This window comes from Enterobacter sp. K510 (genome assembly GCF_055804875.1).
Genome location: NZ_JBNRLQ010000005.1, coordinates 326850 through 349434, shown reverse-complemented (window position 1 = coordinate 349434; position 22585 = coordinate 326850). Strand labels below are relative to the sequence as shown.

Annotated in this window: 20 protein-coding genes; 8 read left to right on the top strand and 12 right to left on the bottom strand. The window is 57.4% G+C overall.

Features of this window, described 5'->3' with window-relative positions; genetic code table 11:
* Positions 1–28: 28 nt before the first annotated feature.
* The 9 genes from dam to ACQUTD_RS11305 all read right to left on the bottom strand — a co-directional run bounded on the left by dam (position 29) and on the right by ACQUTD_RS11305 (position 7669).
* Complete coding sequence (gene dam, locus ACQUTD_RS11345) at positions 29–841, bottom strand: adenine-specific DNA-methyltransferase (protein ID WP_318362680.1); 813 nt, start codon at positions 839–841, stop codon at positions 29–31.
* A gap of 67 nt (positions 842–908) precedes the next feature.
* The gene (gene damX / locus ACQUTD_RS11340) at positions 909–2246 is read right to left on the bottom strand and encodes a cell division protein DamX (protein ID WP_473275067.1); all 1338 of its coding nucleotides are present in this window, start codon (positions 2244–2246) and stop codon (positions 909–911) included.
* A gap of 90 nt (positions 2247–2336) precedes the next feature.
* Positions 2337–3425, bottom strand: a complete 1089-nt coding sequence (gene aroB, locus ACQUTD_RS11335) for a 3-dehydroquinate synthase (protein WP_473275074.1) — start codon at positions 3423–3425, stop codon at positions 2337–2339.
* Between the two features lie 54 nt (positions 3426–3479).
* Positions 3480–4001, bottom strand: a complete 522-nt coding sequence (gene aroK / locus ACQUTD_RS11330; RefSeq protein ID WP_072571245.1) for a shikimate kinase AroK — start codon at positions 3999–4001, stop codon at positions 3480–3482.
* Between the two features lie 351 nt (positions 4002–4352).
* Entirely contained in the window at positions 4353–5573 is a 1221-nt protein-coding gene (hofQ, locus tag ACQUTD_RS11325; RefSeq protein WP_473275076.1) for a DNA uptake porin HofQ, read from the bottom strand.
* On the bottom strand, positions 5458–5913 hold the full coding sequence (locus ACQUTD_RS11320; RefSeq protein WP_318376012.1) for a HofP DNA utilization family protein: 456 nt from the start codon (positions 5911–5913) through the stop codon (positions 5458–5460). Before ACQUTD_RS11320 ends, hofQ begins: the two co-directional genes overlap by 116 nt.
* The gene (locus tag ACQUTD_RS11315) at positions 5903–6364 is read right to left on the bottom strand and encodes a HofO family protein (RefSeq protein ID WP_473275079.1); all 462 of its coding nucleotides are present in this window, start codon (positions 6362–6364) and stop codon (positions 5903–5905) included. Before ACQUTD_RS11315 ends, ACQUTD_RS11320 begins: the two co-directional genes overlap by 11 nt.
* Entirely contained in the window at positions 6348–6884 is a 537-nt protein-coding gene (locus tag ACQUTD_RS11310; protein ID WP_072571241.1) for a PilN domain-containing protein, read from the bottom strand. The genes ACQUTD_RS11315 and ACQUTD_RS11310 overlap by 17 nt, the downstream gene beginning before the upstream one ends.
* Positions 6885–6886: 2 nt before the next feature.
* A complete protein-coding gene (locus ACQUTD_RS11305; protein WP_473275539.1) occupies positions 6887–7669 on the bottom strand; it encodes a DNA utilization protein HofM in 783 nt (260 codons plus the stop codon).
* Between the two features lie 120 nt (positions 7670–7789).
* Between ACQUTD_RS11305 and mrcA the strand changes: the two genes are divergently transcribed.
* On the top strand, positions 7790–10342 hold the full coding sequence (gene mrcA / locus ACQUTD_RS11300) for a peptidoglycan glycosyltransferase/peptidoglycan DD-transpeptidase MrcA (protein ID WP_473275082.1): 2553 nt from the start codon (positions 7790–7792) through the stop codon (positions 10340–10342).
* A 37-nt stretch (positions 10343–10379) separates the two neighbouring features.
* Here mrcA and nudE read toward each other — a convergent pair whose 3' ends face one another.
* Complete coding sequence (gene nudE / locus ACQUTD_RS11295) at positions 10380–10940, bottom strand: ADP compounds hydrolase NudE (protein WP_072571239.1); 561 nt, start codon at positions 10938–10940, stop codon at positions 10380–10382.
* A 321-nt stretch (positions 10941–11261) separates the two neighbouring features.
* On the opposite strand from nudE, the gene ACQUTD_RS11290 reads away from it, so the two are divergent.
* The 5 genes from ACQUTD_RS11290 to pckA all read left to right on the top strand — a co-directional run bounded on the left by ACQUTD_RS11290 (position 11262) and on the right by pckA (position 17369).
* On the top strand, positions 11262–13397 hold the full coding sequence (locus ACQUTD_RS11290) for an intracellular growth attenuator family protein (protein WP_318362672.1): 2136 nt from the start codon (positions 11262–11264) through the stop codon (positions 13395–13397).
* Positions 13398–13460: 63 nt separating this feature from the next.
* A complete protein-coding gene (gene yrfG / locus ACQUTD_RS11285) occupies positions 13461–14144 on the top strand; it encodes a GMP/IMP nucleotidase (RefSeq protein ID WP_473275085.1) in 684 nt (227 codons plus the stop codon).
* Complete coding sequence (hslR, locus tag ACQUTD_RS11280) at positions 14141–14542, top strand: ribosome-associated heat shock protein Hsp15 (protein WP_072571236.1); 402 nt, start codon at positions 14141–14143, stop codon at positions 14540–14542. Before yrfG ends, hslR begins: the two co-directional genes overlap by 4 nt.
* A gap of 25 nt (positions 14543–14567) precedes the next feature.
* Positions 14568–15446: an Hsp33 family molecular chaperone HslO gene (gene hslO, locus ACQUTD_RS11275; protein WP_072571235.1), complete on the top strand. Its 879-nt coding sequence runs from the start codon at positions 14568–14570 to the stop codon at positions 15444–15446.
* A gap of 303 nt (positions 15447–15749) precedes the next feature.
* Positions 15750–17369, top strand: a complete 1620-nt coding sequence (gene pckA, locus ACQUTD_RS11270; protein WP_318376009.1) for a phosphoenolpyruvate carboxykinase (ATP) — start codon at positions 15750–15752, stop codon at positions 17367–17369.
* A gap of 75 nt (positions 17370–17444) precedes the next feature.
* Here the strand turns inward: pckA and envZ are convergent, their stop codons facing one another.
* Positions 17445–18797: a two-component system sensor histidine kinase EnvZ gene (gene envZ, locus ACQUTD_RS11265; protein ID WP_318376008.1), complete on the bottom strand. Its 1353-nt coding sequence runs from the start codon at positions 18795–18797 to the stop codon at positions 17445–17447.
* The gene (ompR, locus tag ACQUTD_RS11260; RefSeq protein WP_006177890.1) at positions 18794–19513 is read right to left on the bottom strand and encodes an osmolarity response regulator transcription factor OmpR; all 720 of its coding nucleotides are present in this window, start codon (positions 19511–19513) and stop codon (positions 18794–18796) included. Before ompR ends, envZ begins: the two co-directional genes overlap by 4 nt.
* Before the next feature lie 160 nt (positions 19514–19673).
* On the opposite strand from ompR, the gene greB reads away from it, so the two are divergent.
* Together greB and ACQUTD_RS11250 are read left to right on the top strand one after the other, a co-directional pair.
* A complete protein-coding gene (gene greB, locus ACQUTD_RS11255) occupies positions 19674–20147 on the top strand; it encodes a transcription elongation factor GreB (protein WP_072571232.1) in 474 nt (157 codons plus the stop codon).
* Positions 20148–20245: 98 nt separating this feature from the next.
* On the top strand, positions 20246–22579 hold the full coding sequence (locus ACQUTD_RS11250; protein ID WP_072571231.1) for a Tex family protein: 2334 nt from the start codon (positions 20246–20248) through the stop codon (positions 22577–22579).
* Positions 22580–22585: the final 6 nt, after the last annotated feature.

Below are 22585 nucleotides of genomic sequence, written 5' to 3'. Positions count from 1 at the left end.
TAGAGGTTTTAGCGGCGGGCGAAACGGCTCATGGGCGATACAGAGCCAGCAGTTCGTCCACCTTTTTACGTGTGCCGCCATTACTGCTTATGCTGCGCCGCACTTTTAACAAATGCATCTCCGCCTGACTGTACCATTCACGGGTTAACGACGTATCGTGATTGGAGATCAGCACCGTGATCCGCTCTTTCTTCAGACTTTCCGCCAACTGCGCCAGATGCGCCTGCTGTTCCAGGCTGAAGCTGTTTGTGTGATAAGCGGTAAAGTTCGCGGTGGAGGTCAGCGGCGCGTAAGGCGGATCGCAGTACACCACCGAATCTTTGGTGGCGCGCGCCATGCTGTCGGCATAGGTTTCACAGTAGAAAAACGCGTTCTGCGCTTTCTCGGCGAAATGATACAGCTCTGCTTCCGGGAAGTAGGGCTTCTTGTAGCGACCAAAAGGTACATTGAACTCGCCGCGTAAATTGTAGCGGCACAGACCATTGTAGCCATGACGATTCAGATACAGGAACAGGACTGCGCGACGAAGCGTATCGTGGCACTGGTTAAACTCAGCGCGCAGCTGGTAATACACCTCAGCCTGATTGGTTTGCGGAACAAAAAGTTCACGCGCGCTCTGCACATACTCATCGGTACGGGTCTTCACGATGTCGTAGAGGTTAATCAGATCGCTGTTAATGTCGGCAAGGATATAACGAGAAAAGTCGGTATTAAGAAATACCGACCCGGCACCTACAAACGGCTCAATCAGGCACTCGCCTTCCGGCAAGTGCTTTTTGATATCGTCGAGCAGGGGGTACTTGCCCCCTGCCCATTTCAGAAAAGCGCGATTCTTTTTCATGCTGACTGACTAATTACACCTTCTCCGGCTGTGGAGAAAGCTCCGACAGCAACCTGCGCTTTAATCATTATTTGAGATCGGCCTGCACCTGGTGCACTGGCTTCGCCCATGGGTTTTTCGCCTGCACATCGGCTGGCAGCGTTGCCACGGCGCGTTTGGCTTCTTCTTTAGAGGCATACACACCGCTCACCAGCACATACCACGGCTGACCGTTGCGGGAGGTCTGATAAACCACGTAGTTTTTCAGATTCTCTTTTTTCGCCCAGGCGTTCAGGTTGTTGGAGTTGGAAGAACTGCTCAACTGCAACGTGTAGTGTCCTGACGGCGCGGATTTTAACGCGCCCACATTACCCGTGGTACCACCCGCGGTGGCGGCTGGCGCTGCGGATTTCGCTGGCGTGGTCGCTGCCGGGGCCGTGGTGGTGGCCGTCGCCGCAGGCGCGGCAGGTTTAGCCGGTACGCTGGCGGTCGCTTTCGGTGCCGTGTTGGTTGCCGGCGTTTTCGCCGGTGCGGCAATCACCGTTTCCGTACGCTTCGGCTGAACCGGCACGGCTTTTGGCGCGGTCTGCGTAGCCTGCGGTTTACTCTGCGGTTTGCTTTGCGATTTCGGCTCGATCACCGCCTGCTTGCGCTCGGTGGTGCGCGGGGTCGTCTGACGTTCTGCCGTGTCGGTGGTCTGACGCGGTGCGGCAGCGCCGTTACGCAGCGGAGCCACGGTCGCCGGTTCCGTCGGCAGCGTGGAGTTAACCGCCACGTTATTGAGCTGATCCTGATTTTGCGGCTGGGTCAGCGCGTTGTTCAGGTCGCCCTGCACTTCCACGCGCTGCTGGCCTTCCGGCGCGGCGCTTGTCTGCGCCTGCGTCGGAGTAGACGAAATCGGCGGCAGGGAAACGTCCTGCTGGTTGCCAGCCGTCTGCTCCGCAGAGGTGGCGCCAGGCGCAGGCTGCGTGGCGTTAGCCTGGTCGGCGGCATTATTGGTCGTGTTGCTGCCAGCCAGATCGATATTTTTCTCAGTGGACGCCGTTTGCTCGCCGTTGTTTTTGCTGACCGGCGATTTCAGCGCGGAGCCGATACCAACGATTAACAGCAACAGCACCAGGATCCCCAGGCCAATCATCATGTACTGACGAGAAGCGGGTTTCGCGGCGGCGGCTTTTTTGCGATTGCGCGGACGGCGCACTTCGCGCGGCTCATCCACAGACGCGTCTTCTTCCGGATACTCCTCGTACTCCTCGTCTTCACGGGGTTTACGGGATCGCGAAGGCCGACGGTCGTCTGCTTCCAGATCGACGTCATCAAAATTGATTTGCGGTTCACTGTCACGATCAGAAGATTGACGGGAACGACCAGTACGACGATCGCTGGGATCGGGTTTCAGCTCGTCTTCTGGTTTGTATTCATCCATTTAACACCCCACTCATAGGCTTATGCTTACCACGTGCATATCGCCCGAAGTTAAAACGCCACGGCTGGCGCGGCCAGACCTTTCTAATTGTTACGCTTGCTGGCAATCCGCAATGGCGTCAAGTACAACATCATGCGGAACGCCGCCGCGAACTTCACATTTACCGATGGCAAGCGGGAGCACTAAACGCATCTCGCCCGCCAGCACTTTCTTGTCACGCATCATATGAGGCAGATAAGCCTCCCGGGACATCTCTTGCGGGCCGTTGACCGGAAGGCCGGCACGCTTGAGCAGCGTAATAATACGTTGTGTATCCTGCTGGTCGAACTGCCCGAGGCGTTCAGCCACGCGCGCCGCCATCACCATACCCGCAGCAACCGCCTCACCATGCAGCCAGTTACCGTAGCCCATTTCAGCTTCGATAGCATGACCAAAGGTGTGCCCCAGGTTCAGTAAAGCACGTAAGCCGGTTTCGCGCTCGTCAGCCGCCACAACTTCGGCTTTTAACTCGCAGCAGCGGCGAATACAGTACGCCATTGCCGGCCCGTCCAGACGCAGCAATGCATCCAGATTGTCTTCCAGCCAGATAAAGAATTCGCGGTCGAGAATGATGCCATATTTAATGACTTCAGCCAGACCAGAGGAGAGTTCACGCGCAGGCAAAGTAGATAAGCAGTCGAGATCCACCACCACCGAAGCGGGCTGGTAGAACGCGCCAATCATGTTTTTGCCAAGAGGATGGTTTACCGCCGTTTTGCCGCCAACGGAGGAGTCGACCTGCGAAAGCAGCGTGGTCGGCACCTGAATGAAGCGGACGCCGCGCTGATAGCTGGCTGCCGCAAACCCGGTGAGATCGCCCACTACACCGCCGCCCAGGGCGACCAGCGTCGTGTCGCGGCCATGAGGTTTTTGCAACAAGGCGGTGAAGACCGTGTCGAGCACTGCCAGGCTTTTATATTGCTCGCCGTCAGGCAGAACAACGCTATCTACCTTGACGCCCGCCTGTTCAAGAACACGGCGGATCTTATCGAGATACAGCGGAGCCAGTGTCTCGTTGGTGACCAGCATAACCTGATCACCGGACTTCAGAGGCAAGAAGGAAGCTGGATCGTTAAACAAGCCAGCCGCGATGGTGATAGGGTAACTACGTTCCCCGAGAGTGACGTTTATCCTCTCCATGACGCGACATCCACCTTAGTTGCTAAAACCCGAGGGGTTACGTTTAGCCAGAAATCAGTTGCTTTCCAGCATATTAATAATCTGGTTTGCGACCACTTTAGCGCTCTGGTCGTCGGTGCGAATGGTGACGTCGGCAATCTCTTCGTACAGCGGATTGCGTTCGTTCGCCAGCGCTTCCAGTACTTCACGCGGTGGTGTATCCACTTGTAACAGTGGGCGTTTTTTGTCACGTTGAGTACGAGCTAATTGCTTTTCGATAGTGGTTTCCAGATAAACCACTACGCCACGGGCGGAGAGACGATTACGGGTTTCGCGTGATTTCACAGAGCCGCCGCCAGTTGCCAGCACAATACCCTGTTTTTCAGTCAGCTCATTGATGACTTTTTCTTCGCGATCGCGGAAACCATCTTCACCTTCTACATCGAAGACCCAGCCCACATCAGCTCCGGTTCGTTTCTCAATCTCTTGATCAGAATCGTAAAATTCCATATTGAGTTGTTGAGCTAACTGACGCCCAATAGTGCTTTTGCCGGCACCCATAGGCCCAACCAGAAAGATATTGCGTTTCTCTGCCATTTTTTCGGTACTACTAAGACTATTCGTTAATGATAAACCCGCTTCGCAGACACACAACGCCGCAGGACATGAACTGAAACCTCATATGGTGAGTTCGAGAATCAGACTGAAAATTATCTCAATACTCCGGCTTGTTTGGCAACTGAATAAATCACCAATCCTTCACAGAGGTCAATTGAGGTGTGTCAGGACTATCTGACGCTCAAATCGGTACTCCTTGTAAGCTAATTCATCTCCCACGTCAAACACCTGAGTTCAGTTCAGTGCAAAAACCATCAACTTTCTTGCATATCATACGCACCATTGTTGCCACCCGCAGGCAACGTTTTCGTGGCATGGCGGCACCTGTCGCTAACGCAGCGGCACCAGCCGGGGGGTGATAAACACCACCAGTTCCCGTCTTTCATTATCTTTCCCGTCATGACGAAACAGCTGTCCCAGCCAGGGGACGCTGGCAAGTAAGGGGACCTTATCGCTGGCGGTTTTCTTTTTATGCTGAAAAATGCCGCCCAGCGCCAGCGTGTCGCCGCTTTTGACTTCGACCTGCGTTTCGATTTCCTGTTTATCGATAGCCAGGGTTTCGCCATCCGCCTGCTGCAGGACCTGTCCGGGCATGTTCTGGCTGATATGCAGCTTCAGACGCACTCGCCCATCCGGCAGCACCGTGGGGGTGACTTCCATGCCGAGCACCGCTTCTTTAAATTCAACCGAGGTGGCGCCGCTGTCGCCGCTGGACACCTGGTAGGGGATCTCGCTGCCCTGTTTGATGCTGGCGGGTTGCAAATGGGACGCCAGCAGACGCGGGCTGGCGATGATATTGAGCTTCTGCTCCTGCTCCAGCGCCGACAGCTCAATGCCCAGCATCCGCCCGTCGATGCGCCCGATATTAAAACCGACCCGCGTGGTGGCGTTGGCCACCGACAGATCGCCGCTTAAGGCCGTCATATGACCGACTTTTGCCACCGCATCGGCGGGCGCCTCAGCCAGATCCCATTTCACGCCCAGTTCGCGCAGGCTTTTTTCATTAATAGTCACGATGTGCGCTTCAAGCTCTACCTGCGCCACTGGCAGATCCATTTGCTCAACCCAGCGGGTAAAGGTGCGGAGCGTGTCGGCATTATCACGCAGAAGAAGGCGATTGGTACGTTTGTCTACCGTCACCGTGCCTCTGGCACTGAGCAGCTTCTCACCCGCGGCGGCCAGCTCGCCCGCATCGGCATAGCGCAGTACGATGCTCTGGTCCTGTAGCGGCAGGTTCAGCCGCTGCTTTTCCCGCCCGGCGTCCAGACTGGCCTGTTTTTGCTGCTGCCAGGCCTGTGAATGCACATGCAGAATAGTGCCCTGCCGCTGCATGGTCAGACCCGCGCTGGCGATAACTGTTTCCAGCGCCTGTTTCCAGGGCACATTAATAAGATGCAGCGAGAGCGTACCGCTGACATCGGGCGAGACCACCAGGTTATGCTTCTCCTGCTGCGCCAGGCTTTGCAGCACCTGCGCCACCGGCACGTCGTCCACCATCAGCGTGACCGGCTTCGGCGCTTCCGCCCTTGCGGTCATGATGCTGCACATCATGATTATTCCTGTCCATTGTTTCATGCTGATCTCCCTGTCGTGTCCAGCGCCACTGCTGCGGCTCGCAGTCTGCCGCGGTAAAAATTTGCATCTCGAGGTCTGTGATCTCTCCCACCTGCCATCCGGTCGGTAAGCGATCGCCCGTGCTCACCCGCAGCCATTTGCCGCTGCCATCGCGCAGGATGCCCATGGCGCGCCCCCGCATCGCGACATAGCCCTGATAGCGCCATTGGGTCAGCTGCGCCGTCTGACAAAGGTCCGGCGGCGGCAAAAATGGATCCCGCATCCCGGTAAGCGAAATCAAAGCGGTCGCCGCCAGCATCCAGCGTTTAAGGATCATTGGCCGCCTCCAGTTGCAGAGTGAAGCGTAACTGCCCGCCTTCCGGCTCCAGCGTAAAACCCCGGACCACCATGTCGTACTCCGCCAGGCGTGCAAAAGTCGCAACCGCCTGCGCCCACTGCGCCGCCAGTTCCAGCTCACCGCCATGCAGGGCGGGCTGCCAGCGCGTCAGGCTGGCGTGCGGGGGCGCAAAATCAAGGGGCGAGAAAGCCCGCGCAGGCTCGCTTTCCGTCAGCCCCTCCGGCGGGCGCAGCGCGTACGTTTTCAGATAATGCTGGCGTAACGTCAGTTGCCGGGCGGCGCGATCGCTCTTCAGTTGCGCCAGCCTGTTTTCCGGCGGGCGAATGGCTATCCACCACAGGCAGACGGCAAGGCAACACGTCAGCATCAGCCACAGCGCCACCCGGCCCCGCCCGGTTAAGCCGTACCAGAAATCAAGGCACCGCTGCATGGGCTGCGTCCTCAATTAATTGGTGCTGAAACTGCCAGCGGCCCTGCGCATCGCGGGTGGTCGCCCCGGCAGTACCGGGATGAAAGCCGGGGATCTGGCCGAGCGCATCGTCGAGCCGGGATAAGGCCGCAAGCGAGGCGGCGACGCCTGCCAGTGCAAGTTTTCCCTGCTGATAGCGCAACTGCGTCAGCCAGGCCTTATCCGGCATCTGTTCTGCCAGCTGCGTCAGGCTGCGTTGCCATTCCCGCGTTGCTGCACGCTGCTGTAAGCGTTTCGCCTGCTGCTGCCAGCGCTGCTGCGCCTGTGTCCGCTCTGCGTGGCGTTGGCTCAGCGCCGCAAACAGCGTGGCGTCGGCGTCCTCTATAAGAAAGTTAATCCGCTGCTCCGCCTGGATACCCTGTCGTCCGGCCAGCGTCACCAGCAGCAGGATCAGCACGGTAGCGGTATAGACCGCGCACCAGAAGCGATTGCGTCGCCGCTGACGCTGTAAACGCCAGGGCAGAAGATTGACCATGTACATGCTCAGCGCGCCTCACCCAGCGCCAGGCCAATGGCGATCGCCCAGGCGTCGCCGTTTACCGGTAAAGGCGGCTGGCGATGGGCCACAGCGCACCAGGCATCAAAGCCCGCCGCCGCTTCGCACACCTGCCCCAGCGCTGGCTCCAGGCCCAGCTTAAGCGCCAGCGCTTGCGGCGAATCAATGCCCTGCGCCGGATATCGTCCCCAGCGCTCCCGCGTGGCCCACAGCCACTGGCCGGGATCGCGCCAAATCAGCCAGCGGGCAGGCGGCGCGAGCAGCGGGATCAGCCGTTGCAGGGCGCAGGCATCAGGCGTGATGGCGGCAACGTGCAGACGCAGCGACCGCGCCAGTTCAAGCACGTCGGCAATCTCTTTTTGTTGCGCCGCCGTCACGCGGTAGGCGTCCTGCAGCGTGTCTTCACTGTAGTCGAAGCGTAAATCTTCCCCCGCCATGTCCAGTTCCCGCGCGAGGCTTCCCGCCATCCACGACAGCCGCTCGCGTTCGCCAAGGCGCATCGCCGGACGGGGAAAGGTCTTTTGCAGGGTTCGTCCCGCCGGAAAAGCGAGCCGGATATGGTGGCGGCGCGGCAGCGTTTTGCTCCAGGGCAACAGCGTCTGTGAAAGCACATCGAACTGCCGGATTTGCCCGTCGATGACGACATCGTCGGCCAGCGGCACCTGCCACCAGCGGCGTAGCGCCCACTGCGTCTTTTCGCGGATCAGCGCAACGCCATACACGCCACTCTGTTGAATATGCAGTCCTATTTGCCAGTGCCCGAATGCCATCATCAGCGATCTCCTTATCGGTCGCCAAAGTGACGACCCTATCAATGCATCAGGCTTGCCTTTATACTACCGCGCGGTTGTTTATAAACTGCCCAGATAAAACTAAATGGGAAATCTCCGGTGAAGTTCGTAAAGTATTTATTGATCCTTGCAGTCTGTTGCATTCTGCTGGGAGCAGGCTCGATCTATGGCTTATACAAATATGTTGAGCCGCAACTCCCTGATGTCGCCACGCTCAGAGATGTGCGTTTGCAAATCCCGATGCAGGTTTACAGCGCTGACGGCGAGCTTATCGCTCAGTACGGTGAAAAACGGCGCATCCCGCTGACCTTAAACCAGATCCCGCCGGTGATGGTGAAAGCGTTTATTGCGACAGAAGACAGCCGTTTTTATGAGCATCATGGTGTCGATCCCGTGGGGATTTTCCGTGCGGCAAGCGTGGCGCTTTTCTCCGGTCATGCCTCGCAGGGCGCGAGCACCATCACGCAGCAGCTGGCGCGAAACTTCTACTTAAGCCCCGAACGCACCCTGATGCGTAAAATAAAGGAAGTGTTTCTCGCCATCCGCATCGAACAGCTGATGAATAAAGACGAGATCCTCGAACTTTATCTCAACAAAATTTACCTCGGTTACCGCGCTTACGGCGTGGGCTCTGCCGCGCAGGTTTATTTCGGTAAATCGGTCGATCAGCTGACGCTGAGCGAAATCGCCGTGATCGCCGGTCTGCCAAAAGCGCCGTCGACCTTTAACCCGCTCTACTCGCTGGAGCGGGCGACCAGCCGCCGTAATGTGGTGCTGTCGCGTATGCTCAGCGAAGGGTATATCTCGCAGACGGAGTACGAACAGGCGCGCGGCGAGGCGATTGACGCCAATTATCACGCGCCGGAAATCGCCTTCTCAGCGCCTTATCTGTCAGAGATGGTGCGCCAGGAGATGGTGTCCCGCTATGGCGAGAAAGCCTATGAAGACGGCTACCGTGTTTACACCACCATCACGCGTCAGATGCAGCAGGCCGCTCAACAGGCGGTACGTAACAATGTGCTGGATTACGACATGCGTCACGGCTATCGCGGCCCGTCGAACGTGTTGTGGAAGCTGGGGGAAAGCGCATGGGATACGCAGAAAATCACCCGCACGTTAAAAGCGCTGCCGACCTACGGGCCGCTGTTGCCTGCCGTGGTCACGGGCACCAGCCTGCAGGAAGCGACGGCGATGCTGGCAGATGGCACCTCAGTGTCGCTGCGTATGGAAGGCATGCGCTGGGCGCGTCCTTACCGTTCGGATACCGCACAGGGCGCAACGCCGCGCAAAGTCACCGATGTGGTGCAGGCCGGACAGCAAATCTGGGTGCGTCAGGTTGAGGATGCCTGGTGGCTGGCGCAGGTGCCGGACGTCAACTCGGCGCTGGTGTCCATCAACCCGCAAAACGGCGCGGTGATAGCGCTGGTCGGCGGCTTCGATTTCAATCAGAGCAAATTTAACCGCGCCACCCAGGCGCTGCGTCAGGTGGGCTCAAACATCAAGCCTTTCCTCTACACGGCGGCGATGGACAAAGGGCTGACGCTGGCGAGTATTCTCAACGACGTGCCGATTTCCCGCTGGGATGCGGGCGCGGGCTCTGACTGGCAGCCGAAGAACTCCCCTGCGGAATACGCCGGGCCTATCCGTTTGCGTCAGGGCCTGGGCCAGTCGAAAAACGTGGTGATGGTGCGTGCGATGCGCGCCATGGGCGTGGATTACGCGGCAGAGTATTTGCAGCGCTTCGGCTTCCCGGCGCAGAACATCGTGCATACCGAATCGCTGGCGCTGGGATCGGCATCCTTTACGCCGCTTCAGGTGGCGCGCGGTTATGCGGTGATGGCGAACGGCGGCTTCCTGGTGGATCCGTATTTCATCAGCAAGATCGAAAACGATCAGGGCGGCGTACTCTTTGAAGCCCGTCCGAAGATCGCCTGTGCGGATTGCGATATTCCGGTTATTTACGGCGAAACGCAGAAATCCGGCGTGCTGGAGAACAAAGACGTGGAAGACGTCGCCCGCTCGCAGGAGCAGCAGAACGCCGTCGTACCGATGCCGCAGCTGGGACAGGCTAATCAGGCGCTGGTGGCGCAAACCGGGGCGCAGGAGTACGCGCCGCACGTCATCAATACTCCGCTGGCGTTCTTAATCAAGAGCGCGCTGAACAGCAATATCTTTGGCGAACCGGGCTGGCAGGGCACCGGCTGGCGTGCGGGCCGCGATCTGAAACGTAATGATATCGGCGGCAAAACCGGTACCACCAACAGCTCGAAAGATGCGTGGTTCTCCGGCTACGGCCCTGGCGCGGTCACCTCGGTATGGATCGGCTTTGACGACCATCGCCGGGATCTGGGGCGCACCACCGCCTCGGGGGCGATTAAAGATCAGATCTCAGGCTATGAAGGCGGTGCGAAGAGCGCCCAGCCTGCCTGGGATGCCTTTATGAAACACGCGCTGGAAGGCGTACCGGAAGAACCGTTGACGCCGCCGCCGGGCATTATAACCGTCAATATCGACCGCACCACCGGCCAGTTGGCCAACGGCGGCAACAGTCGTCAGGAGTATTTCATCGAAGGTACGCAGCCGACACAGCAGGCGGTACATGAGGTGGGAACGACGATTATTGATAACGGCGAGACGCACGAACTGTTCTGATCCTAAAGCCCTCTCCCGCCGGGAGAGGGCCATAAAACTACAGCCTGCCCTGCCCTTTCAGCCATTCCCGCACCAGGAAGAGCGCGCTGACATTGCGCGCTTCATTGAAATCGGGATCTTCAAGCAGATCCATCAGATGAGCCAGCGGCCAGCGCACCTGCGGCAGCGGTTCAGGCTCATCCCCTTGCAGCGACTCCGGATAGAGATCTTCTGCCACCACGATATTCATTTTGCTGGAGAAATAGGACGGGGCCATGCTCAGTTTCTTCAGAAACGTCAGGTTATGCGCGCCAAAACCCACTTCCTCTTTTAACTCGCGGTTCGCGGCTTCATACACGCTTTCGCCCGGATCGATAAGCCCTTTCGAAAAGCCCAGTTCATAGGCTTCGATCCCCACGGCATATTCACGGATCAAAATCAGATGGTCATCGACGATGGGCACAATCATTACGGCTTCGCGCGTTGACGGGCGCATGCGCTCATAAACACGACGCTCGCCGTTGCTGAATTCCAGATCCACGCTTTCAACGTTAAATAACCGTGATTTAGCGACGGTTTCGACGTTAAGAATGGTGGGTTTTTGCAATGATTTACTCATTATGATGGGGTCTTTACAGTGAAAACTCTGTTTATTGTGCGGTATAGCGAGCAGTTTGGGCAACGGCATTCGCGCTCAATTTACATATTTGTAACGTCAACTAGTACATTCATCATTTCATTAAAAAAGTCAAGAGCTTGAATTGAGATTAGGAATTTGCTGATATTGCATGCAGCGCGTGTTTTGTTACTATCCTGCGCGCTGGTATGCGCTTAAAAGAATTCAGTTTTATACTTGCCCGAAACCAGCCATGTGATGACGTTTTTTTTGGAAAGGGTGCTACTGACCACACCTCTGTAAAAAAAGTAAGATGGGGAAAGTATGAGCACCATTTTGATTTTTTTCGCTGCCTGCCTTGCCTGCGCACTTCTTGCATGGTGGTTTTTCAGGCGACGGACGAAGCGCCTCTACCGGCTACCAAATCTTCAGGTTTTTGCTGATGCCGCCACGCGTAAATTAACCGCCGATGAGCGCAGCGCGGTTGAAAGTTACCTCGATTCGCTATCCCGTATCCTGGATGTCCCCGGCCCGACCGGTGCGACCACGCCGCCGGTGGCGATGGCGTTAAATACGCAAAGCAACACGGTTTTTTCCGTGACGCACGCGATCACCCGATACGGCATCAATACTGACGATCTCAATAAATGGCGCTACTACCTTGATGCGGTAGAAGTCCATTTGCCGCCGTTCTGGGAACAGTACATCACCGATGAAAACGCGGTGGAACTGATCCACACCGACACCCTCCCGCTGGTCATTTCCCTCAACGGCCATACCCTGAGCGAATACATGCAGGAGACGCGCGGCTACTCGCTGGAAGTGCAAACCTCCACTCAGGCTTCCATTCGTGGCGAAGAGAGCGAGCAGATCGAACTGCTGAATATTCGCCAGCAAACGCGGGAAGAGTATGCCCTGAGCCGCCCGGACGGGCTGCGGGAAGCCCTGCTGATCAGCGCCTCTTTCCTGTTATTTTTCTTCTGCCTGGTCACGCCTAACGTTTTTGTGCCGTGGATGGCAGGCGGGGCAATCATGCTGCTGGCCGCAGGCCTCTGGGGATTATTCGCGCCGCCGGCAAAAAATACGTTACGTGAGATCCACTGCCTGCGCGGCACGCCAAAGCGCTGGGGGCTGTTTGGTGAGAACGATCAGGAGCAGATTAATAATATTTCCCTCGGCATTATCGATCTGATTTATCCGCCGCACTGGCAGCCCTACATCGCGCAGGACTTAGGCCAGCAGACGGATATTGATATTTATCTCGACCGCCATGTGGTGCGCCAGGGGCGCTTTTTATCCCTGCATGACGAAGCCACGCATTTCCCGGTTCAGCACTGGCTGCGCAGCGCCATTATCGCGGCAGGCGCGCTGATCGTGCTGGTGATGCTGCTGGTCTGGGTGCCGCTGGATATGCCCATCAAATTTACCGTGTCATGGATGAAAGGCGCGCAGACCATTGAAGCGACCAGCGTGAACGAACTGGAAAAGGCGGCGGTGCGCGTGGGGGATACCCTGAGCCTGCGCGGCACCGGTATGTGCAGCATCCATGCGTCAGGCAACTGGAACGCCCAGCAAAAGTCGCCGTTTACACCGTTCGACTGCTCGCAGATTATCTGGAACGATGCGCCGCCCCTGCCGCTGCCGGAATCCGATACCGTGAATAAAGCCAGCGCGCTGATTCAGGCGGTTAACCGCCAGCTGCATCCCCAGACAGAAGAAGATTCCCGCGTCAGCGCCGCGCTGCGTTCGGCCATAGAAAAATCCGGCATGGTGTTGCTGGATGATTTTGCCGATATCGTGCTGAAAACCCAGGATCTGTGCGCCGCCGAAGATGAGTGTCTGCGTCTTAAAAACGCGCTGGTTAATCTCGGCAATACCAAAGACTGGGAGGCGCTAACCCGTCGCGCCAGCACCGGTAAACTCAGCGGCGTGAACGTGCTGCTGCGCCCGGTCAGCGCCGAATCGCTGGATAATCTGGTGGACACCTCCACCGCGCCTTTTATTACCCGTGAAACCGCTCGTGCAGCGCAGGCGCTGAACAGCCCGGCGCCTGGCGGCTTTGTGATTGCCAGCGATGAAGGCAGCGAGCTGGTGGATCAGCCGTGGCCGCCTGTCGCGCTGTATGACTATCCGGCGCAGGATCAGTGGGGAGAGTTTCAGCGGCTGGCGCAAATGCTGATGCAGACGCCGTTCAGCGCCGAAGGGATCATCACCAATATTTATACCGACGCCAACGGCACCCGCCACATCAGCCTGCACCGTATGCCCGACAGCGCCGGACTGTGGCGTTATGCCGCGACCACCCTGCTGCTGGCGGCGCTGATCCTTTGCAGCCTGTATAACGGCATTCAGGCCCTGCGCCGCTATCAGCGCCATCGCACCCGCCTGGCCGACATTCAGCAGTACTATGACAGCTGCTTCAACCCGACGCTGATCTCCGCCCCGGACAACATTATCTGATAATATTCGGCGCGGGCACTGGTTGTAGCCCGCGCCGAATTTTCCTTCTGTCCGGAGTGTTCTATGCATATTGATATTGACTGGCAAAACGTGGATACCGTTTTGCTGGACATGGACGGCACCCTGCTCGATCTGGCGTTTGATAACTATTTCTGGCAAAAACTGGTGCCGGAAACCTATGCCGCACAGCGGGGCATCACGCCGCAGGAAGCGCAGGCGTATATCGGCCAGCAATATCATGCCGTGCAGCATACGCTAAACTGGTACTGTCTGGATTACTGGAGTGAACGCCTCGGGCTGGATATTTGCGCCATGACCACCGCGCAGGGCGCGCGGGCGGTATTGCGTGAAGACACCGTGCCGTTTCTGGATGCGCTGAAAGCCTGTGGTAAACGCCGTATTTTGCTGACCAATGCGCACCCGCATAACCTGGCGGTGAAGCTTGAGCATACGGGCCTGGGTTCACACCTTGATTTATTACTTTCCACCCACACATTTAGCTATCCGAAAGAGGATCAGCGATTATGGCAAGCCGTACAGCAGGAGACCGGGCTTGATCCGGAACGCACCCTGTTTGTGGATGACAGCGAACCCATCCTCGATGCGGCGGCACAATTCGGTATTCGCTACTGCCTCGGCATTACGAATCCGGATTCCGGGATCGCTGAAAAGCAATATCAGCGCCATCCGGGGCTGAATGACTACCGCCGTTTGATCCCCGCGCTCGGCGTGAAGGAGATGCGATGAAAGAGAAACCCGCACAGCAGGTCCGCCTTGATAAATGGCTCTGGGCGGCACGCTTTTACAAAACCCGCGCGCTGGCACGTGAGATGATCGAAGGCGGCAAAGTGCACTACAACGGACAGCGCACCAAACCGAGTAAGATTGTTGAGCTGAATGCCATGCTGACGCTGCGTCAGGGAAATGACGAGCGCACGGTAGTGGTGAGTGCCATTACCGAACAGCGCCGTCCGGCGAGTGAGGCGGTGGCGTTGTATGAAGAAACGGCGGAAAGCGTTGAAAAACGCGAGAAAATGGCCGAGGCCCGTAAACTTAACGCGCTCACCATGCCGCACCCCGATCGCCGTCCGGATAAGAAAGAACGCCGCGACCTGATAAAATTTAAATTCGGTGAAAAAGAGTAATTTTTCACCCTAAGACGAGATGACTATGGCCCAACACGACCAATTGCACCGCTACCTGTTTGAAAACTATGCCGTTCGCGGCGAACTGGTGACGGTATCCGGGAGCCTGCAACATATCCTTGAAAATCATGATTACCCGCAGCCGGTGAAAATGATCCTCGGTGAGTTGCTGGTCGCGACAAGTTTACTGACTGCCACCCTGAAATTCGCCGGTGATATCACCGTGCAGTTGCAGGGCGATGGCCCGATGAGCCTCGCCGTGATCAATGGCAACAACCGCCAGGAAATGCGCGGCGTCGCGCGCGTGCAGGGCGACGTGCCTGACAATGCCGATCTGAAAACCCTTATCGGCAACGGTTATCTGGTGATCACCATTGCGCCGGAAGAAGGCGAACGCTATCAGGGCGTTGTCGGTCTGGAAGGCGATACGCTGGCCGAATGCCTGGAAGATTACTTCATGCGTTCTGAGCAGCTGCCGACGCGTCTGTTCATTCGCACCGGCGTGGTCGACGGTAAAGCGGCGGCGGGCGGTATGCTGTTGCAGGTCCTGCCGGCGCAGGATACCCAGGCCAATGATTTCGAACATCTGGCGACGCTGACCGATACCATCAAGCTGGAAGAGCTGACCACGCTGCCCGCCAACGACGTGCTGTGGCGTCTGTATCACGAAGAGGAAGTGACCCTCTACGATCCGCAGGACGTGGTGTTTAAGTGCACCTGCTCCCGCGAGCGTTGCGCCGGGGCGCTGCGCACCCTGCCGGATGAAGAAATCGACAGCATCCTGGCGGAAGAAGGCGAAATCGACATGCACTGCGATTACTGCGGTAATCACTATCTGTTCAATTCGATGGATATTGCGGAAATCCGCAACAACGCCTCCCCTGCGGATCCGCAGGTGCATTAATGCTGACTCGCGCGTCGCCGCCCGGCGGCGCGCCTTAAATCTTCATGAAACAGTTACGTAATTTCCTTTCATGAATGCGATTACACTCACAAAGCCGCCGACTAATCCTCTAAAAAAGCCCGATTGCGTAACGTTTCCTCCCTGACTCAAAGCAAAACATCCATAATTCGTCTCGCCAGGTGACGGGTGTAACCCTATATAGTGAGATTTTCCTGATACGTAAATCTATGAGCCCCGTCGCGGTTAAAACCCCTATAACAACCCTACAATCTCAGGTAGTACATTTAGCTAAGGAGTAGTGACATGCGCGTTAACGATTTAACCCCGCAGGATCTCGAGGCTTATGGTATCCACGACGTTAAGAATATTGTCCACAACCCTGATTATGACACGCTGTATCAGGAAGAGCTCAATCCAGATCTGGAAGGATACGAGCGCGGTGTGCTGACAAATTCTGGTGCTATCGCCGTCGACACCGGTATTTTCACCGGCCGTTCGCCGAAAGATAAATACATTGTTCGCGATGACACCACCCGCGATACCGTGTGGTGGTCCGATAAAGGCAAAGGCAAGAACGACAATAAACCGCTCTCCCCGGAAACCTGGCAGCATCTGAAAGGCCTGGTTACCCGTCAACTCTCCGGCAAGCGGCTGTTTATTGTTGATGCCTTTTGCGGCGCGAACGCTGACACCCGTCTGTCGGTGCGCTTTATTACCGAAGTCGCCTGGCAGGCCCATTTCGTCAAAAACATGTTTATCCGCCCGACGGAAGAAGAGCTGGCGGGCTTTACGCCGGACTTTATCGTCATGAACGGCGCGAAGTGCACTAACCCGCAGTGGAAAGAGCAGGGTCTGAACTCCGAGAATTTCGTGGCCTTTAACCTGACCGAACGCATTCAGCTGATCGGCGGCACCTGGTACGGCGGCGAAATGAAAAAAGGGATGTTCTCGATCATGAACTACCTGCTGCCGCTGAAGGGTATCGCTTCCATGCACTGTTCGGCGAACGTCGGTGAAAAAGGCGATGTGGCGGTGTTCTTTGGTCTGTCCGGCACCGGTAAAACCACCCTCTCCACCGATCCGAAACGCCGTCTGATCGGCGATGACGAACACGGCTGGGATGATGACGGCGTGTTTAACTTCGAAGGCGGCTGCTACGCAAAAACGATCAAGCTGTCCGAAGAGGCCGAGCCGGATATTTTCCACGCCATTCGCCGTGATGCGCTGCTGGAAAACGTCACCGTGCGCGCAGACGGCTCTGTCGATTATGACGATGGTTCCAAAACCGAGAACACCCGCGTCTCTTACCCGATCTATCACATTGATAATATCGTCAAGCCGGTGTCCAAGGCCGGACATGCCACCAAGGTGATCTTCCTCACCGCCGATGCTTTCGGCGTGTTGCCGCCAGTGTCGCGGCTGTCGGCTAACCAGACGCAGTACCATTTCCTGTCGGGTTTCACCGCCAAGCTGGCGGGCACCGAGCGCGGCGTCACCGAGCCGACCCCGACCTTCTCCGCCTGTTTTGGCGCGGCCTTCCTGTCGCTGCACCCGACGCAGTACGCCGAAGTGCTGGTGAAACGCATGCAGGCGGCGGGCGCGCAGGCTTATCTGGTGAATACCGGCTGGAACGGTACCGGCAAGCGCATCTCCATTAAAGATACGCGCGCCATTATTGACGCCATTCTGAATGGTTCGCTGGACGAAGCGGAAACCTTTACGCTGCCGATGTTTAATCTGGCGATCCCGACGACGTTGCCGGGTGTGGACACCGCGATCCTCGATCCGCGCAACACCTATGCGTCACCGGAACAGTGGCAGGAGAAAGCCGAAGCGCTGGCGAAACTGTTTATCAGTAATTTCGAGAAGTATACCGATACCCCGGCGGGTGCGGCGCTGGTGAGTGCAGGACCGAAGCTGTAAATCTTATCTGTTTTATGCCCGGCGGCGCGTTGCTTGCCGGGCCTACTGTTTCATCGCGCCACCGGGCACTGTTAATTAACCCTCTTTCACCTGACTTGCAACACGCGCCACCGGGATCGGCAGCCAGGCGCGAATGCATAACCCGCCCCGCTCGCTCGTGCCCAGCTCCAGCAGACCGTTATGGTTATCGACAATACGCTGCACAATCGCCAGGCCTAAGCCTGTACCGCTGGTGCTGCGCGCGCTGTCGCCCCGCACAAAAGGCTGGAACAGATGCTTACGCTGCTCCGGTTTGATCCCCGGACCGTCGTCCTCCACCTGGAACCAGGCGCGATGCGGCTCGGTACCGCTGCTGACTTTGATCCAGCCGTTGCCATAGCGGGCGGCGTTAACCACCATATTCGCCACGGCACGCTTAATGGAGAGCGGATGCATACGCACCAGGATCTCATCCGGGTGCATCGCCGTTTCGATTTCACGCTCATAGCCGCTTTCAGCCGCCACCACTTCGCCCAGTACCGAATTGAGATCGGCGATCTCCATCGGCATTTCCTGGCCGGTACGCAGGTAATCAATAAACTGCTCGATAATGGCGTTGCACTCTTCGATGTCTTTATTGATGGATTCCGCGAGATAGCCGTCTTCTTCGGCCATCATTTCCGTGGCGAGGCGAATGCGGGTCAGCGGCGTACGCAGATCGTGGCTGACGCCCGCCATTAACAGCGTACGGTCATCGGCCAGCTGTTTGACGCCCGCCGCCATCTGGTTGAAGGCGCGGGTCACGGAGCGCACCTCAGACGCGCCATATTCGCGCAGCGGCTGCGGAATTTGCCCTTTCCCCACTTTAAGCGCGGCATGTTCCAGATCCACCAGCGGCCGGTTCTGGATACGGATAAACAGCCATGCGCCGCCGATGGCCATCAGCATAATAGCCAGCGTATAGCGGAACAGCGGGGAGAAATCGCCCTGATGAATTTCCGTGAGCGGTACGCGCACCCAGATATTGGGCGACAGCCAGGTTTTGAGCCACACGACGGGCGAGCTTTTGTTGACCTCGACGCGCACTTCCGTCGGGCCGCCCAGCTGCTGCGCCATCTGATGGCTTAAGAATTCGTAATGTTGCGCCCAACGCAGGCCCGCATCTTCAGCGGCCTCGTTGGAGTAGAGCGAAATGCCCAGCTCGCGATAGATCTCCCGGCGAAACGCAGGGGGAACCACCAGTTGCGTGCCGTCCTCCAGTTGCAGTTTATCGGTCATCAGCATACGGACTTCGTAAGCGAGGACCTTATTAAACTGCTGGAGGCTCGGCAGGATCGCGAAGTTCAGCACCACCAGATAGGTCGTCACCAGGCTGACGAACAGCAGGGTGACGATCAGCAACAGCGTGCGGGCAAACGAACTTCGCGGCGAGAAGCGCATTCGCCTCATGCTTTAGCGCCGTCCGGCACAAAGACGTAGCCCAGACCCCAGACGGTCTGAATATAGCGCGGGTGCGCCGGATCTTCTTCCACCATGCGGCGCAGGCGGGAGATTTGAACGTCGATGGAGCGCTCCATCGCGGAGTATTCGCGGCCACGGGCCAGGTTCATCAGCTTATCGCGGGACAGCGGCTCGCGCGGATGGCTAACCAGCGCTTTCAGCACGGCGAATTCACCGCTGGTCAGCGGCATCGGCTCATCTTCGCGGAACATTTCGCGGGTGCCGAGGTTAAGCTTGAACTTCCCAAAGGCGATAACCGCTTCTTCCTGCGACGGCGCACCCGGCAGTTCATTCGCCTGACGGCGCAGCACGGCGCGGATACGGGCCAGCAGCTCGCGCGGGTTAAAGGGTTTTGGAATGTAGTCGTCAGCGCCAATTTCGAGGCCCACGATACGGTCAACTTCTTCGCCTTTCGCCGTGACCATAATGATCGGCATCGGGTTGCTCTGGCTACGCAGGCGACGGCAGATGGACAAACCATCTTCACCAGGTAACATTAAGTCGAGCACCATCAGGTGGAAGGATTCACGGGTTAGCAGGCGATCCATCTGTTCTGCGTTGGCGACGCTGCGAACCTGGAAGCCTTGCTCGGTGAGATAACGTTCAAGCAGCGCACGCAGGCGCATATCGTCATCGACGACCAGAATCTTATAATTCTCTTGCATTGTTTGTACTCCCAAAGGTTCGGACAATCTTGAAAGCGTATTCTAAAAAAGTGTGCGCCCACCACCAGTTAATTCTGGTATGAATTCTAGTCGAAATTGTTACAAAGCATATTTAACAGCAAGTTATCTGTACATTTGCTCACAGAATAAGGCATGGAAAATGAAAACGCCCCTGATTACCCGTGAGGGTTACGACAAACTCAAGCAGGAAATGGATTATCTCTGGCGTCAGGAGCGCCCCGAAGTCACCAAAAAAGTGACCTGGGCGGCAAGTCTGGGCGACCGCAGTGAAAACGCCGACTACCAGTATAATAAGAAACGGCTGCGCGAGATCGACCGCCGGGTGCGCTATCTCACTAAATGCCTCGAAAATCTGCGTATCGTAGATTACTCCCCGCAGCAGGAAGGCAAAGTCTTTTTTGGCGCCTGGGTGGAAATTGAGAACGACGAGGGCGATACCCGCCGTTTCCGCATTGTCGGCTACGATGAAATTTTTGGTCAAAAGGATTACATCTCCATCGACTCGCCGATGGCGCGCGCGCTGCTGAAGAAAGAGGTTGGCGACGTCGCCGTGGTGCAGACGCCGGGCGGTGAAGCCACCTGGTATGTGAATGAGATCACCTATGTAAAATAGCCCGCCAGAATAATCCCTAAGCCGCCCGTTACGGCTGGCATTTTGCTGCCTCAATCCGTATAACTATCGGCTGTTTTTGCTCAGAAGATGATATTGAAATGATGAATAATTCGCTCTGCCGCATTATTGCGGGTGAACTTCAGGCGAGAGCTGAACAGGTAGAATCTGCCGTTCGCCTGCTTGATGAAGGGAACACCGTGCCGTTCATTGCACGTTATCGTAAAGAAGTCACCGGCGGTCTGGACGACACGCAATTACGTCAGCTCGAAACCCGTCTTGGCTACCTGCGCGAACTGGAAGAGAGACGCCAGGCGATCCTCAAATCCATCGGCGAACAGGGCAAGCTGACCGACGAACTGGCCGGGGCCATCAACAGTACGCTGAGCAAAACCGAACTCGAAGATCTCTACCTGCCCTATAAGCCTAAGCGCCGCACACGCGGGCAAATCGCCATTGAAGCAGGACTCGAACCACTCGCCGATCTACTGTGGAAGGATCCGTCCCATCACCCGGAAACTGAAGCTGCGAAATTCGTCGATGCGGATAAAGGCGTGGCTGACACCAAAGCGGCGCTGGACGGCGCGCGTTATATTCTGATGGAGCGCTTTGCGGAAGACGCGGCGCTGCTGGCGAAAGTGCGTGACTACCTGTGGAAGAACGCGCACCTGGTGGCGACGGTGATTAGCGGCAAAGAGGAAGAAGGCGCGAAATTCCGCGACTATTTCGATCATCACGAACCTATTAGCAGCGTGCCGTCACACCGCGCGCTGGCGATGTTCCGTGGCCGCAACGAAGGCATTCTGCAACTGGCGCTGAACGCCGATCCGCAGTTTGATGAGCCGCCCAAAGAGAGCCATTGCGAACAGATCATCATCGACCATCTCGGCCTGCGCCTGAACAATGCCCCTGCCGACAGCTGGCGTCGTGGCGTGGTGAGCTGGACATGGCGTATCAAGGTGCTGATGCACCTCGAAACCGAATTAATGGGCACCGTGCGCGAGCGCGCCGAAGACGAAGCCATTAACGTGTTCGCCCGTAACCTGCACGATCTGCTGATGGCGGCCCCTGCAGGGCTGCGCGCCACCATGGGTCTTGATCCCGGCCTGCGCACCGGCGTGAAAGTGGCGGTGGTTGACGGCACCGGCAAGCTGGTGGCGACCGACACCATCTATCCGCACACCGGCCAGGCCGCGAAAGCGGCGGTAGTGGTCGCCACGCTGTGCGAAAAACATAATGTTGAACTGGTGGCCATCGGTAACGGCACGGCCTCGCGCGAAACCGAGCGTTTCTTCCTCGACGTGCAAAAGCAGTTCCCGAAAGTCACGGCGCAAAAAGTGATCGTCAGCGAAGCGGGCGCGTCTGTCTATTCCGCCTCTGAACTGGCGGCGCTGGAGTTCCCGGATCTGGATGTCTCCATCCGTGGCGCGGTGTCTATCGCCCGTCGTTTACAGGATCCGCTGGCGGAGCTGGTGAAAATCGATCCGAAATCCATCGGCGTCGGCCAGTACCAGCACGACGTCAGCCAGTCACAGCTGGCGCGTAAGCTCGATGCGGTGGTGGAAGACTGCGTAAACGCCGTGGGCGTCGATCTGAATACCGCCTCCGTACCGCTGTTAACCCGCGTGGCGGGTTTAACCCGCATGATGGCGCAGAATATTGTCGCCTGGCGCGATGAGAACGGGCAGTTCCAGAACCGCCAGCAGTTGCTGAAGGTGAGCCGTCTGGGGCCGAAAGCCTTCGAACAGTGCGCGGGCTTCCTGCGCATTAACCACGGCGATAACCCGCTGGATGCGTCAACGGTGCACCCGGAAGCCTATCCGGTGGTGGAGCGCATTCTGGCCGCCACCGAGCAGTCATTGCGCGATCTGATGGGTAACGGCAACGAGCTGCGTCAGCTGAAAGCCTCCGACTTCACCGATGAGCGTTTCGGCGTGCCGACGGTGACCGATATCATCAAAGAGCTGGAAAAACCAGGCCGCGATCCGCGTCCGGAATTCAAAACCGCGACCTTCGCCGAGGGCGTGGAAACCATGAACGACCTGCTGCCAGGCATGATCCTTGAAGGCGCGGTGACCAACGTCACCAACTTTGGCGCATTCGTGGACATCGGCGTGCATCAGGACGGCCTGGTGCATATCTCCTCGCTGTCCAACAAGTTTGTCGACGATCCGCACAGCGTGGTGAAAGCCGGTGATATCGTCAAAGTGAAGGTGATGGAAGTCGATCTGCCGCGAAAACGTATCGCCCTGACCATGCGTCTTGACGAACAGCCAGGCGAAACCAGTTCCCGTCGCGGCAGTGGCCCGCAGCGCGAACAGGCCAGCCGCCCGGCAGCGCGCGGGGCGGCAAAACCACGCGGTCGTGATGCTCAGCCATCCGGCAACAGCGCGATGATGGATGCGCTGGCGGCGGCCATGGGTAAAAAACGTTAATCTTTT

Bases quoted from the DNA above. Each gene is read 5' to 3' on its own strand.
- dam (WP_318362680.1), bottom strand. From the start codon at position 841: ATGAAAAAGAATCGCGCTTTTCTGAAATGGGCAGGGGGCAAGTACCCC.
- damX (WP_473275067.1), bottom strand. From the start codon at position 2,246: ATGGATGAATACAAACCAGAAGACGAGCTGAAACCCGATCCCAGCGAT.
- aroB (WP_473275074.1), bottom strand. From the start codon at position 3,425: ATGGAGAGGATAAACGTCACTCTCGGGGAACGTAGTTACCCTATCACC.
- aroK (WP_072571245.1), bottom strand. From the start codon at position 4,001: ATGGCAGAGAAACGCAATATCTTTCTGGTTGGGCCTATGGGTGCCGGC.
- hofQ (WP_473275076.1), bottom strand. From the start codon at position 5,573: ATGATGTGCAGCATCATGACCGCAAGGGCGGAAGCGCCGAAGCCGGTC.
- ACQUTD_RS11320 (WP_318376012.1), bottom strand. From the start codon at position 5,913: ATGATCCTTAAACGCTGGATGCTGGCGGCGACCGCTTTGATTTCGCTT.
- ACQUTD_RS11315 (WP_473275079.1), bottom strand. From the start codon at position 6,364: ATGCAGCGGTGCCTTGATTTCTGGTACGGCTTAACCGGGCGGGGCCGG.
- ACQUTD_RS11310 (WP_072571241.1), bottom strand. From the start codon at position 6,884: ATGTACATGGTCAATCTTCTGCCCTGGCGTTTACAGCGTCAGCGGCGA.
- ACQUTD_RS11305 (WP_473275539.1), bottom strand. From the start codon at position 7,669: ATGGCATTCGGGCACTGGCAAATAGGACTGCATATTCAACAGAGTGGC.
- nudE (WP_072571239.1), bottom strand. From the start codon at position 10,940: ATGAGTAAATCATTGCAAAAACCCACCATTCTTAACGTCGAAACCGTC.
- ACQUTD_RS11290 (WP_318362672.1), top strand. From the start codon at position 11,262: ATGAGCACCATTTTGATTTTTTTCGCTGCCTGCCTTGCCTGCGCACTT.
- yrfG (WP_473275085.1), top strand. From the start codon at position 13,461: ATGCATATTGATATTGACTGGCAAAACGTGGATACCGTTTTGCTGGAC.
- hslR (WP_072571236.1), top strand. From the start codon at position 14,141: ATGAAAGAGAAACCCGCACAGCAGGTCCGCCTTGATAAATGGCTCTGG.
- hslO (WP_072571235.1), top strand. From the start codon at position 14,568: ATGGCCCAACACGACCAATTGCACCGCTACCTGTTTGAAAACTATGCC.
- pckA (WP_318376009.1), top strand. From the start codon at position 15,750: ATGCGCGTTAACGATTTAACCCCGCAGGATCTCGAGGCTTATGGTATC.
- envZ (WP_318376008.1), bottom strand. From the start codon at position 18,797: ATGAGGCGAATGCGCTTCTCGCCGCGAAGTTCGTTTGCCCGCACGCTG.
- ompR (WP_006177890.1), bottom strand. From the start codon at position 19,513: ATGCAAGAGAATTATAAGATTCTGGTCGTCGATGACGATATGCGCCTG.
- greB (WP_072571232.1), top strand. From the start codon at position 19,674: ATGAAAACGCCCCTGATTACCCGTGAGGGTTACGACAAACTCAAGCAG.
- ACQUTD_RS11250 (WP_072571231.1), top strand. From the start codon at position 20,246: ATGATGAATAATTCGCTCTGCCGCATTATTGCGGGTGAACTTCAGGCG.